Below are 12,322 nucleotides of genomic sequence, written 5' to 3' on the forward strand. Positions count from 1 at the left end.
CCCGCTGGACGCAGGCCGACCACGCCTACCGGCAAACGGGATACCTGCCGCACCGCCGGCCGGCCGCGGAGGCGTCAGACGCGCGAAGTACCATGACATGCCGGGCGGGGCGCGCCGCGTCCCTCGCCGATCCGATTGCAGTCCATGACGTCCGAGCCCCATCCAGGCCACCCGCCCGCGCCGCACCACCGCCTCCGGCGCTGGTGGCAGGCGGCGGCCTGGGCGGTGCTGGCCGTGCTGGCCCGCGCCGCGCTGCAGCCGCTGCTGGACGACGCACTGCCCTTCCTCTTCGCGCTGCCGGCCTGCGCCATCGTGGCCGTGCGGCTGGGCGCCGGCCCCGGCGCGCTGGTGGCGCTGCTGTGCGCCGTGGCGGTCGCCCTGCCGGGCGTGCCGCCGTCGATCCGGACCGGGCAGGCGCCCGTCCAGCTCGGGGCCTTCATCGTCAGCGCGCTGCTCACGGCGCTGCTGTGCGGCCGCATCCGCAGCGCGCAGCAGGACGCCCAGCCGCAGATGGCGGCGCGGCTGGCCGAGCACGGCGACACGCCGCTGACCCGCTGGCTGCAGACGGTGCTCTGGGGCGCCGCGGTGATCCCGCTCAGCGCCTTCCTGGCCGCCAGCTGGTGGGGCTACGAACGCGCCTTCAACGATGCCGAGGACACGGTGGTGCGCGTCAGCAGCGTGCTGGCCCGGCATGCGCAGCAGGTGATGGACACCTCCCGCGACCTGGCGCTGCGGGTGGACAGCATCGCCGGCCACGACGACGCCGCCCTGCGCGACAACGAGGCCACGGTGCACCGCCGGCTGGTCGACCTGATCGAAGGCCAGCGCGCAGTGCAGGCCCTGGGTGTCTGGAATGCCGCCGGCGAGCCGGTGGTCAGCAGCGCGCGCTATCCGGTGCCGGCCGGCACCTCGGTGGCCGACCGGCCCTGGTTCACCGCGATGGCCCAGGGCGGCGAGCCGGTGGTCGTCACCAGCGTGGTCACCGGCCGGCTGCAGAACAAGCCCATCTTCAGCCTGCTGCTGCGCCGCGGCGCGCCGGACGGCCGCTTCGCCGGAGTGATCTCGGTGTCGCTTTCGCCGGAGTACTTCGAGGAGTTCTACAGCTCGCTGGCCGCGCAGGAACCGGGGCTCAACACCTTCCTGCTCTTCCTGCAGAGCGGCGATCTGCTCACCCGCTGGCCGCGGCCGGCGGCGCCGGTGACGCGGCTGCCGGCCAGCAGCCCGGTGCTGGCCACCGTGAGCGCGGGCGCAGCCAGCGGCGTGATGTTCGGCGTCTCGGGCATCGACGGCGTGCGCCGCCTGGCCAGCCTGCAGCGGCTGCAGGGCCTGCCGCTGTATGTCTCCACCTCGCTCAGCGAGCACGCCATCCTGCAGAGCTGGAAGCGCTTCGTCGGCCTGCTGGCCGCGGTGCTGGGGCCGGTGACGCTGGGGCTGGTGTACGTCTCCTTCGTGGCGCTGAAGAAGACCCGCAACGAACATGCGGTGGCGGTGGAGCTGCGCGAGGAGATCCGCCTGCGCGCCCAGGCGGAGCAGGCGGCCATGCAGTCGCAGAAGCTGGAGGCGCTGGCCCACCTCACCGGCGGCGTGGCGCATGACTTCAACAACCTGCTGGCCATCGTCAACGGCAACGTGCACCTGCTGCGCCGGCTGCACCCGCAGCTGGCGCAGGGCAAGCAGCTGGAGGCCATCGCACGCGCGACCGCCTCCGGCGTGCGGCTGACCCGGCAGCTGCTGTCGTTCTCGCGCCGGCAGGCCATCAACCCCGAGCCGGTGCAGTTGCAGGAATGGCTGCCCGCGGTGTCCGGCCTGCTCAAGACCACGCTGGGCAGCAACGTGTCGCTGTCGCTGGACGTGGCGGCCGACACCCCGCCGGTGCTGGCCGACACCGCCGAGCTGGAGCTGGCGCTGATCAACCTGGCCGTGAACGCACGCGATGCCATGCCCCAGGGCGGCCGCCTGCACATCGAGGTGCGGCCTTCACAGGGCGAGGCGCCCGGGCCCGGCAGCGTGTGCATCGCGGTCAGCGACACCGGCACCGGCATGAGCCCGGAGGTGGCGCAGAAGGCTTTCGAGCCCTTCTTCACCACCAAGCCGCAGGACAAGGGCACCGGCCTGGGCCTGAGCCAGGTGCACGGCTTTGCGCTGCAGGCCGGCGGCAGCGCCGCCCTCCGCAGCCAGCCGGGCACGGGCACCACGGTGACGATGACGCTGCCCGCCACGCCGCGGCCGGTGCCGGTGGCCGCGCCTGTGGACACCGCGGCCACGCCGCACCTGCATGGCCGCGCGCTGCTGGTGGAGGACAACGAGGACGTGGCCGCCACCTACACCGCGGTGCTCGCCTCCACCGGCCTGCAGGTGGACCGCGCGGCCAATGCCGACGATGCACTGCAGGCGGTGCTGCGCGGCGCGCCGGACTATGCAGTGGTGGTGTCCGACGTCGCCATGCCCGGCACGCTGGACGGCATCCAGCTGGCGCTGCGGCTGCGCACGCTGCGCCCGGCGCTGCGGGTGATCCTGGTCACCGGCTATGCCTCGCGCCTGCAGGCCGCCAAGGAGGCCGGGTTGAAGGTGCTGAGCAAGCCGGTGGAGCCGGCCACGCTGTTCGCGGAAGTGGAGCAGGCGCTGGCGCTGCAGACCTCACCGGGCTGAAGGCCGCGGCGCGCCGCCGCGCAGCCGCGCGACGAATTCCGTCTGCCGTCGCGAGCCCGTCTTGGCCAGCAGGTGGCCGATGTGCGTGCGCACCGTGCTGAGCTTGACGCCCAGCTGCTGCGCGATCTCCTCGGCCTGCAACCCATCCACCACGCAGCGGGCGGTGCGCACCTCGGCCGGCGTCAGCGCATAGTGCTGGGCGAAGGCCTCCAGCAGCTCGGCCGGCGTGGCGCGCAGCGTCACCACCGCATGCACCTCGTCGGCCCCATCGCCCGGCGCCAGGCCGGGCGGGTTGCCATGCACCCGCCGCAGCGTCAGCACCGCCGGCATGCCGTCCTCCTCCAGCAGCATCTGCCGCACGGTGGGCGCGCCGGCCAGCCCGTCCATCACGCGGGCGACGTGCTGCCAGCCAGCGGCGGCGGTGCGGGCCATCAGCAGGCCGCCCGGGGCCAGGCTCAGCGTCTGGGCGCGCTGGCACACCCGCTCGGCCTGGCGGTTGGCGCGCACCAGGCGGCCGCGGCGGTCGACGAACAGCATCGGCACGTCCATCTGGTCGAACATGCCTTCCAGCGTGTTTGCCACCGCCACCTGCGGCGCGATGCGGCGGTGCATGCGCAGCGCGCGGCCCAGGTGCGGCATCAGCGTGCGCATCTGCTCCACCAGCCGCGGCGCGAACCAGCCCGGCTGCGCCGCGCCGCGGTGGAAGCTGACGATGGTGCAGGCACCGCCCTCGCCTTCGGCCGGCGGAATGACCCCGGTGAGGATGTCCTTCACGCCGTAGGGCTGCAGGAACTCGCGCCAGAAGTACGACAGCTGCAAGGCACCGGGGTCCACGATGTCACAGCCGCGGGCCACGTAGCCCGGCACCATCAGGCCGCGGGCCTGCGCGGCCAGCCGCCAGCTGTCGTGCGCGAAGAAGTGGCTGTGGTACTCGGTGAGTGCGGCGGCCGGCACGTGGCGCGCGGCGATGGTGTCGGCGCTGTGCTCGTCGGGCGGCAGCAGGTAGATGGCGCCGGTGGCGTCGAAGTGGCCGCAGAAATGGCCGAGGGCGGTGCGGAAGCTGGTGTCGTCGCCGACCGCGTCGTACAACATCTCGACGCAGTCGTCGAGGCCCGCCGGGGCTTGGGGTGGATGCGCCTGGAAAGCGGGCGCGGATTCGAACTCCAGGACCTGTGACAAAACTTCTCCTCTTGCGCGCCGGGCGGTCGCGCCTACTGCGAGCCGCACTGGAGGCGGCGTTACCGAATGTTGCCCAGCCGCCTGCAGCCAACGCCTCCTACCGATTGATGAGGAAACGCGGGCGCCTCTTGACGGGTTAGGGGGCGTCGTCTGTCGCCTACAGGCGTCCGCGACGGCGGCTGATACGCGGCCAGCGCATCGGACAGCACAGTCGCAGGCATCGTCCACCACCGCAGGAGGCACACCATGTCCGACGACAAGACCAAGAGCCACGGCCAGGATCGCACCCGCATCAACGTGAACGAGGACTACGAACTGCGCGACTGGTCCGCCAAGTTCGGCGTCACGCCCGACCAGCTCCGGCAGGCCGTGGCTGCCGTGGGAACCTCGGCCGAGGCGGTGCAGCAGCACCTGCAGGGCGCCGGCGGCCGCAAGGGAGCATGAGCATGGCCGCGCTGGGAAGCCAGGAGATCGAGCGCCTGCGCCAGCGGCTGCACGAGCGCCAGGCCACCCTGCGCGACGAGGTGCAGGCGCTGGACGACGAATCGCAGGACACGCCCGCCAGCGTGCCGCACAGCCAGGTGGAAGACCTGGGCGAACAGGGCGAGGAACGTGTGCGCGGCGCAGTGCGTGCCGCCGAGCAGGAGCGCGACACCCGCGAGCTGCAGGACATCGGCACCGCGCTGGACCGCATGCGCTCCGGCAGCTATGGCGAATGCCTGGACTGTGGCACCGACATCCCGCTGGCCCGGCTGGAAGCGCAGCCGGCCGCGCTGCGCTGCCTGCCCTGCCAGGAGAAGTTCGAGCAGACGCACGAGCCGCCCCGGGCGCCGCTGCCGCCGATGCAGTGACGGCCCGGCAGGGCCACGGCACGCGCGTTGCCCACCGCCGCGCATGACCGACCTGATCTCGCCGACACGACCCGCGCCCGACTCCACCCTTTCCCCGCCGCTGCCGCCGGTGCAACCCGCGGCGTTCGAGGCGCCGGCGCCGGACGTGCCGGCACCGCCGCTGCCACGGTTCGCGCAGATCGAGCCGATCGGCCGCTGCAACCTGGCCTGCGGCATGTGCACCGTCAACCACCGCGGCGACGAGGTGGCCACCCTCTCGGTCGAGCGCTACATCGCCCTGCTGGATGCCCTGCCCGGCCTGGAAGCGCTGCATCTGCAGGGCCTGGGCGAGCCGATGCTGCATCCACGCTTCTTCGACATGGTGGAGATCGCCGCCCGACGCGGCATCCGGGTGTCGGCCAACAGCAACCTGACGCTGCTCACGCCGGCGCGGGTGCAACGCTGCATCAGCAGCGGCCTGGCGGCGCTGTCCGTCTCGCTGGACGGCGCCACCGCCGCCACCTTCGAAGGCGTGCGCCACGGCGCCAACTTCGGCAAGGTGGTGCGCAACCTCGGCCGGCTGACCGACGCGCGTGATGCCGCCGCCAGCCCGCTGGAGGTGCGGGGGGTGATGGTGCTGATGCGCAGCAACCTCGACGAGCTGCCCGCGCTGGTGGAGCTGCTGCATGCCCACCGCGTGCCCGAGCTGCTGGTGCAGCGCCTGTCCAGCGACCTAGAGCACGAGGACCTGCCGGGCCGCTACATCCCCATCCGCAGCTACTGCCGCAGCGCCGAGCTGCGTCCGCAGGACCTGCCGCATGCGGAACAGGTGTTCGAGCAGGCGCGCCAGCGGGCCCGGGCGCTGGGCCTGCAGCTGAACCTGCCCTCGCTGCGGCCAGCCGCCGCGCCGGCACCCGCCGCGGGCAGCCCGCGCTGCAGCTGGCCGTGGGACGGCCTGTACTTCACCGCCGCCGGCGAGATGCTGCCCTGCTGCATGGTGGCCACCGCCGACCGCGCCAGCTTCGGCCGCGTCTTCGGCCCCGAGCCGGCCTCGGCCGAGGTGGACATTCCCGGCGCCTGGAACAGCGCCACCGCGCGACAGTTCCGCCGCGGGCTGCGCGACGATGCACCGCCATCCATCTGCCGCTCCTGCGCGCTGTACCACGGCACCTTCTGACGCCAACCGGAGGCTTCCCATGCCGCACTTCACGGGCCAGCATGCCCATGCGCTGTCCAACCTGCCCTGCGACTACGAGGGCGACTACGACACCCTGCCCGACGGCCGGCTGCAATGGCAGGCCAGCGTGGTCGCCGCCGACGGCGGCAGCCGGCAGCTGAGCGGCATCGCCCAGCCCGAGCCGCCGGCCCTCACCGGGCTGCAGGCGGTGCTGGCATCCCTGCACAGCCAGATCGACGCCCAGAACCCGGCCGACGCCCAGCGCGGCCACGGGCGTTGAACGACGCGCCGCCGCTGCGCCTGTTCACCGCCTTGTGGCCGGGCGAGGCCACCCGTGCCGCGGCGCAGGCCTGGCAGGCGCGCTGCACCTGGCCACCGGGCGCGCGCCCGGTGCGGCCGACGGACCTGCATGTCACGCTGCACTTCATCGGCGCGCTGGCCGCGGCGCAGCTGCCCGCACTGCAGGCGGCGCTGCAGGCGGCGGTGCGGTCGTCGGGCTGGCCGCCGCCGCACGAGCCCCTGGCGCTGCGCTTCGACCGCTGCAGCGTCTGGCCCAACGGCGTGGCGGTGCTGCTGTGCAGCCAGCCTCCGCCCGCGCCGTTGCAGGCGCTGCACCAGGCCATCGGCCAAGCGCTGCAGGCCATGGACATCGCGCTGGACGAGCGGCCCTGGCAGCCGCACATCACCCTGGCGCGCAAGGCCCGCGGGGCCGGTCTGCCGGCGGCGGGCAGCCTGCCGCCGCCGGTGGACTGGCCGCTGCAGGAGGCGGTGCTGGCCGCCTCCCGCGGCGGCTACCAGGTGCTTCAGCGCTGGGCTTGAGTGCGACGGCCGCGTCGTGCAACCAGGCCCACGCCCGCCAGGCCGGCCAGCATCAGCGCATAGGTGCCGGGCTCCGGCACCGGCGACACGTTCAGCGCCGTGTCCAGCCGGATCTGGATGAACTCGGTGCTGTCCGGGCCCACCAGCGTGCGGCCGCCGTTGCCGGGATAGTTGTTGTCGTTGATCACCAGCAGCGTGTTGGCATCCAGGATCAGCACGTCCTCGATGGTGACGAAGGGGAAGTCGAAGGTGGTCTTGCCGTCGCGGTTCAGGTCGTTGGGATCGGCGATGTCCAGCAGGTCCACCACCAGCGTCTTCTCGGCAAAGCCGTCGGCGTCCACCTTGTTCAGGTCGATCTTGAAGATCTTCTTGAACATGTCGCCGGCGTTCGGGCTGGTGCCCTGGATGCCGTTGCGCTCGATGACCAGGAACTCATGGTCGTTGATCGCCGTCATGTCGCCGATGTTGGTGCCGGCGGCATCCAGGCGGTAGCCGAAGGTCTTGCCGGTGTAGCTCTCCGTGTCCACGCTGAACTCGTTGATGATCAGCCGCTTCTGGTTCGGATCCTCGATCAGCGGACCCTCCAGCAGCGTGTAGAGCCTGTCGCCCGCCGGATTGATGGCCATGCCTTCGAAGCCGTTGGAGCCGCGCAGGTTGTTGCCGCCGGCGCCGAGGTAGGGGTTCTGCGGCGACTGCACCAGCGGGTTGCTGCCGATGCCCAGCGAGTTGGGCAGCGACACCTCGTGCTTCAGCACCTTGCCGGTGGCATCGGTCTTCACCAGGAAGGGGCCGAATTCCTCGCCGAACCACAGGTTGCCGTTCTTGTCGCGGCGCACCGACTCGATGTCCAGGTCGCCGCCGGTCAGCAGGCGGCCATTGCGGATGCTGCTGTCCACGCCGATGCTGGCATTGCCCGCGCCGCTGCCGGAATAGGGGTAGTAGGTGCCGGCAGCCACGATGGGGAAGCCGAGCTTGCCGTCGGGGTCGCGCAGGTTGATGTAGCTGCTGCTGTCGAAGCTGTTGCGCACCGCCCCGGTGGTGTAGTCGGCCGCACGCACCAGGCCGCTGCCGCCGGTGGCGGTGCGGAAGTCGGGCGTCACCGCATACATGCGCAGCAGGTAGTCGGGCGAGTTGGCCTTGTTGCCGAAACCGTTGTCCGGCATCACGTAGAAGCTGCCGGCGCTGGGGCCGGCCAGCACGGCCGAGAAGCCCTGCACCGGCTGCTTGTCGATGTAGGGCGGCACCACGCCGCTCGCGGGGCTCTGGAACTGGCCCGAGGTGGGGCCGGGTGCGAAGGTATTGGCAGCCAGTTCGGCAAAGCCGACCAGCGTGTTGGCGGCCTGCGCGGGCATGCCAGCCAGGGCGGCCATCAGCGCAGCGGCCAGTGCGGCCGGCTGCAGGGCAAGACGGGGGTACTGCATGTTCTCTTCCTCCGGGTTGTCGTTGTGGAACGGGGTGCGCGACATTCTTCGGAAGCGATATGACAGGGTCACGACCAGCCGGCGGGCGGACAAGAAAAAGGGCCGGTGCTTGCGGCACCGGCCCGGGTCGCGACGAAGCGCTGGCGGCTTATTCGAAGCAGCAGGCCAGCATCTGCAGGCAGCAGGCCAGGTCGCCGCAGCAGCCGGTGGCGGCCCAGGCGGCGGCCGATGCGCCCAGCAGCGCCAGCGCGGCGCCGATCTTGTGGAACTTCTTGCTCATGGGTACTCCGTGGAAGGTCTTGGGGAATCGATGAAGTGTCAGAGCGGCCGGCCTCGCGGCGGCTTCCAGATCTCGTCGCCCGGCCGGGCCATGCGCCACATTGCCGGTCCGGCGGCCGGTGCATCGGCCGCGGTGGTCCAGGCCAGGTCGGCCGGAGCGGCCGGCACCGCGGCCGCGGCCATGCAGGCCGGGCTGCAGGCCATGGTCGCGCAGGCGAGTGCGTCATGGCATTCGGCGGCGCAGCAGGGCATCACCGGCCGGGCTGCCGCCGCCACCGATTGAAAGGCCATCCACAGGACCAGCGCGCCGATCAGCCACCGCTTCATGACGCGAACTGTAGCCGCGCGGCGATGACCATGCGGAACGCCGGTTGCCATGCGAGCACGCCGGCGCATTCCGCGCCGCACGAATCCATCAACCCGGAGCACCAGCATGGCCACCGCAAAAAAAGCTGCAGCGAAGAAGACGACCCGTTCACGCTCGACGACAGCGTCCAAGTCCGGAACACCCGACGCCATCAAGCTGCTCACCACCGACCACCGTGAGGTGAAGGCACTCTTCCAGCAGTACCAGGAGATGGTCGACCACGAAGCCGAGGACGACGAGAAGCAGGAGCTGGCCGAGCAGATCTGCATGATGCTCACCGTGCATGCGCAGATCGAGGAAGAGATCTTCTATCCTGCGGCCAAGGACCAGATCAAGGAAGCCGACCTGGTCAACGAAGCCACCGTCGAGCATGCATCGGCCAAGGACCTCATCGCGCAGATCCAGGAGTCCGACCCGTCGGACGAGATGTACGACTCGCTGGTCAAGGTGCTGGGCGAGTACATCGACCACCACGTCAAGGAAGAAGAGAGCGAGCTCTTCCCGCAGGTGCGCAAGGCCAAGCTGGATGTCGCCGCCCTGGGCGAGCAGCTGAACGAACGCAAGATGGCCCTCATGTCCGAGATGGGCATGATGGCCGAGGAAGAGGAGTCCGAGGAGGCCTGAGCCCCTTGCACCCAGCCGGACGCCAAGCCCGCGGGATGCGGGCGTCCGTGCCGCCGGGCCGCCTGAAGCAGGCCGCCCGGCCCCAACCGTCGATCAGCTCTGGCCGCGCCCGGTCTGCGCCTGCAGCTCGTCGATGCGCTTGCTGGCCTCGGCCTTGGTCAATTCCTCGTCGAAGGGCTGCTTGGCCTCCTCGGACAAGGTCTTCAGGTAGGAGCGCTGGGCGCCGGTCATCGGTTCCTCGCCGGTCACCCAGTCGTCCGGGTTCTTCTCCATGTTGCTCTGGTCGGCCTGCGCCTGGGTCTTCTTGTCGGTCATCGCTTGCTCCGTTGGATGGCTGTACGGATCCACAGCAATCGGGGTGCCCGATTTCCGGCCTGGTCCGCCCCCGAGGTAGGCGACACTCCAGCGCTGCGCTCCACGGCGCATGCGGGCGCCCACCCACTCACTTGCCTACGCCGCCCTCCGTCCGCGGTACAGATCCTCGATGCAGTTGAATTTCTGGACAGGCCACGGCGGCCGCAGCACACGGATGAAGATCGGCCTGGCCTTTGCAGGGCTGGCGGCGGTGCTGTTCGCCGCGGTCGGCGGGCTGTCCGGCCAGCATGTGCGCGACGAGATGAGCCAGCGCTCCGGCGAAACGCTGCAGCACATCGGCAGCCGGCTGGTCGGCGCGCTCGACGCCGGCATGTTCGAGCGCTACCGCGAGATCCAGAACCTGGCCACGCTGCAGTCGCTGATCGACGCCGAGGTGGACGCCGACGCCTGGCGTGCCCTGCTCGATCGATTGCAGGCCACGCTGCCCTATTACTCATGGATCGGCTTTGCGGACACGCAGGGCAAGGTCATCGCCGCCACCGGCGGCCTGCTGGAAGGCCGCGACGTCTCGGCACGGCCCTGGTTCGCGGAAGGCTTGCGCGGCCCTGCCGTGGGCGACGTGCATGACGCCCTGCTGCTGGCCAGCCTGCTGCCGCGGCGGCCGGCGGCAGAGCCCTTGCGGCTGGTGGATTTTTCCGCGCCGGTGCGGTTCGGCGACCGCACGACCGGCGTGCTGGGTGCGCACCTGGACCTGCGCTGGGCGGACGATCTGCGCCGGGCGGCGCTGGCTTCCGGCGAGGTGGGCGGTGACGTCGAGATCATCGTCCTCAGCCGAAGCGGCACCGTGCTGCTGGGGCCACCGGCGCCGCAGGTGCTGTCCTGGCATCCCACGCAGATCGCCGACCTGTCGCACGGCCCGCCGCGCATCCGCACCTGGAGCGACGGCCGCGCCTACCTCACCGCCGCCTTGCCCACCCGCGGACAGGCCGACTATCCCGGCATCGGCTGGACCATCGTCGTGCGTCAGCCAGCCGACGCCGCCCTGGCTTCCGCCGATGCGCTGCGACAGCGCATCTGGCTGTACGGCCTGTTCGGCGCGCTGCTGTTCGGGTTGGCCGGCTGGTGGTTGTCAGGCTGGGTGACGGCACCACTGCGCGCGATCGCGCTGCAGGCCCGCCGCCTGGTCGGTGCGAAGGATGCCGACGAGCACAGCCCGCTCGGCGGCCCCAACGAGATTGCGCAGCTGGCCGGGTCGCTCACGCAGCTCGTGGCGCAGCTGCGCCAGCGTGAGCAGGAGCTGCTGGAGCTCACCAGCACATTGGAGGCCCGCGTGGTGCAGCGCACGGCGCTGCTGGACGACGCCAATGCCGAACTGCGGAGCTTCGGCCGCAGCGTGTCCCACGACATCCGCGGCCCCATCGCCGCGATGGGCCAGGTCGTCGACATGCTGCTCCACAGCGGGCAGCACCCGCTGGCCGACCCGACGCGCAAGGCCCTGGTGCTGGTGCGTGGCGAGTGCGCCCGCATGACCGCCCTGGTCGACGAACTGATGCTGCTCGCCCAGGTGGAGGAACGCCCGCTGTCGTTCGGCCCGGTGCCGATGGAAGCATTGGTGGACCAGGTGCTTGCCGGCCTGCATGACGGCCGCACGACGGCGGTGGTCCACCGCCCGCTGCCGGTCGCCCATGGTGACGAAGTCCTGTTGCGGCAAGTTTGGCAAAACCTGCTGGCCAATGCCTACAAGTTCAGCAGCCGCGTGATGTCGCCGAGGCTGGAAATCCGTTGCCGCCGTGAAGGCGACGAGTGGATCTACGAGGTGCAAGACAACGGCGCCGGCTTCGACATGGCCGTCTCCGAGCATCTCTTCGGCGCCTTCCGCCGACTCCACAGCACCGCGGACTTTCCGGGCACGGGTGTCGGCCTGTCCTTGGTCAAGCGCATCGTGCACCGCCACGGCGGGCGCGTTGGCGCCCGTTCGGAGGTCGGACGCGGCGCTCTGTTCTTCTTCAGCTTGCCGCTGCAGCCGCCGCAGGGTTGAGCAGGCGTCAGGCGGGCCGGCGAGCGCTCCCGCGCCGGATGCGAGCCTGCATGGCCGCGTCAGTCACCGGAATCTCTGCTTGCTCTGCAGATGCCGGTGTCTTTGCGGCCGGCGCTGGCTCAGACCGCCGTGGCCTTCTTGCGCACCGCAACAGGTGCCTCGGCACCGGCACCCAGCTTCTTCTCCAGCGTCTTGAGACGACGCTGCAGTTTGACGAGCTCGTCACGCGTTGCTTGGTGCGCAGCGCGCTCGGCCTCCAGCGCCGCGGTGTGTTCCGCTTGCAGCCTTTTCTGTTCGGTCTTGCTCAGCTTCAGCTCGGCACGAGACTTTGCAAGCTTCTGCAGCGCGGCCGCAGGCATCTCGACGCTCCACTGCCCATCCTTGTCCGTCACCGAAGCGAAATCCAGCTTCTCGGCGGAAAGGAACGCCAGCTTCGTCGGGAGTTCAAAACGACCGGCATCAATCCGGCTGCGTTCAATCTTCTTGGCCATATCAATATCCAATAGCGGTGTCAGCGGATATTCTATTTCAGCTGCGTCGCGCAACAGAAACTAAACATCGGCGTCCCCAAAGGCAAAACCCCCGCACAACTATTCGTTATGCGGGGGCATGCGCTGGGTAAAT

The 12,322-nt window shown here is 70.7% G+C and carries 13 protein-coding genes and 2 pseudogenes; 8 read left to right on the plus strand and 7 right to left on the minus strand.

Features of this window, described 5'->3' with window-relative positions; translation table 11 throughout:
* The first annotated feature begins 144 nt into the window (after positions 1-144).
* Complete coding sequence (locus VO99_RS21575; RefSeq protein WP_052736523.1) at positions 145-2,649, plus strand: ATP-binding protein; 2,505 nt, start codon at positions 145-147, stop codon at positions 2,647-2,649.
* Here the strand turns inward: VO99_RS21575 and VO99_RS31900 are convergent.
* Positions 2,638-3,828, minus strand: a complete 1,191-nt coding sequence (locus VO99_RS31900; RefSeq protein WP_046114984.1) for a helix-turn-helix transcriptional regulator — start codon at positions 3,826-3,828, stop codon at positions 2,638-2,640. The genes VO99_RS21575 and VO99_RS31900 overlap by 12 nt on opposite strands.
* Before the next feature lie 246 nt (positions 3,829-4,074).
* Between VO99_RS31900 and VO99_RS21585 the strand changes: the two genes are divergently transcribed.
* From VO99_RS21585 to thpR, 5 genes are read left to right on the plus strand one after another with little or no spacing between them, the layout of a single operon-like run.
* Entirely contained in the window at positions 4,075-4,272 is a 198-nt protein-coding gene (locus VO99_RS21585) for a DUF3606 domain-containing protein (RefSeq protein ID WP_046114985.1), read from the plus strand.
* Between the two features lie 2 nt (positions 4,273-4,274).
* The gene (locus tag VO99_RS21590; RefSeq protein WP_052736524.1) at positions 4,275-4,679 is read left to right on the plus strand and encodes a TraR/DksA family transcriptional regulator; all 405 of its coding nucleotides are present in this window, start codon (positions 4,275-4,277) and stop codon (positions 4,677-4,679) included.
* A 43-nt stretch (positions 4,680-4,722) separates the two neighbouring features.
* Entirely contained in the window at positions 4,723-5,835 is a 1,113-nt protein-coding gene (locus tag VO99_RS21595) for a radical SAM protein (RefSeq protein WP_052736525.1), read from the plus strand.
* A 19-nt stretch (positions 5,836-5,854) separates the two neighbouring features.
* Positions 5,855-6,115, plus strand: a complete 261-nt coding sequence (locus VO99_RS30925) for a hypothetical protein (RefSeq protein WP_046114986.1) — start codon at positions 5,855-5,857, stop codon at positions 6,113-6,115.
* Positions 6,112-6,654, plus strand: coding sequence for an RNA 2',3'-cyclic phosphodiesterase (thpR, locus tag VO99_RS21605; protein ID WP_052736526.1), 543 nt, complete (start codon positions 6,112-6,114; stop codon positions 6,652-6,654). Before VO99_RS30925 ends, thpR begins: the two co-directional genes overlap by 4 nt.
* On the opposite strand, the pseudogene VO99_RS32095 reads toward thpR, so the two are convergent.
* From VO99_RS32095 to VO99_RS30935, 4 genes and pseudogenes are all read right to left on the minus strand, one after another.
* A pseudogene (locus tag VO99_RS32095) lies at positions 6,639-6,749 on the minus strand (PEP-CTERM sorting domain-containing protein); the annotation flags it as partial. The gene thpR and the pseudogene VO99_RS32095 sit on opposite strands and share 16 nt — an antisense overlap.
* A gap of 84 nt (positions 6,750-6,833) precedes the next feature.
* Positions 6,834-8,120, minus strand: a pseudogene (locus VO99_RS31460) (esterase-like activity of phytase family protein); the annotation flags it as partial.
* 103 nt (positions 8,121-8,223) lie between these two features.
* On the minus strand, positions 8,224-8,355 hold the full coding sequence (locus VO99_RS31750; protein WP_259374801.1) for a hypothetical protein: 132 nt from the start codon (positions 8,353-8,355) through the stop codon (positions 8,224-8,226).
* A gap of 38 nt (positions 8,356-8,393) precedes the next feature.
* Positions 8,394-8,852, minus strand: a complete 459-nt coding sequence (locus tag VO99_RS30935; RefSeq protein ID WP_232315456.1) for a hypothetical protein — start codon at positions 8,850-8,852, stop codon at positions 8,394-8,396.
* Here VO99_RS30935 and VO99_RS21620 point away from each other — a divergent pair.
* The gene (locus tag VO99_RS21620) at positions 8,788-9,345 is read left to right on the plus strand and encodes a hemerythrin domain-containing protein (RefSeq protein ID WP_046114988.1); all 558 of its coding nucleotides are present in this window, start codon (positions 8,788-8,790) and stop codon (positions 9,343-9,345) included. The genes VO99_RS30935 and VO99_RS21620 overlap by 65 nt on opposite strands.
* Before the next feature lie 93 nt (positions 9,346-9,438).
* Here the strand turns inward: VO99_RS21620 and VO99_RS21625 are convergent, their stop codons facing one another.
* The gene (locus tag VO99_RS21625; RefSeq protein WP_046114989.1) at positions 9,439-9,660 is read right to left on the minus strand and encodes a DUF3072 domain-containing protein; all 222 of its coding nucleotides are present in this window, start codon (positions 9,658-9,660) and stop codon (positions 9,439-9,441) included.
* A gap of 214 nt (positions 9,661-9,874) precedes the next feature.
* Between VO99_RS21625 and VO99_RS29155 the strand changes: the two genes are divergently transcribed.
* A complete protein-coding gene (locus tag VO99_RS29155; protein WP_052736527.1) occupies positions 9,875-11,698 on the plus strand; it encodes a sensor histidine kinase in 1,824 nt (607 codons plus the stop codon).
* Between the two features lie 119 nt (positions 11,699-11,817).
* On the opposite strand, the gene VO99_RS21635 is transcribed toward VO99_RS29155, so the two are convergent.
* Positions 11,818-12,189, minus strand: coding sequence for a hypothetical protein (locus VO99_RS21635; RefSeq protein WP_046114990.1), 372 nt, complete (start codon positions 12,187-12,189; stop codon positions 11,818-11,820).
* Between the last annotated feature and the right edge of the window lie 133 nt (positions 12,190-12,322).

Origin of the sequence: Aquincola tertiaricarbonis, assembly GCF_000969605.1 — a bacterium.
Taxonomy (GTDB): Bacteria; Pseudomonadota; Gammaproteobacteria; order Burkholderiales; family Burkholderiaceae_C; genus Aquincola; species Aquincola tertiaricarbonis.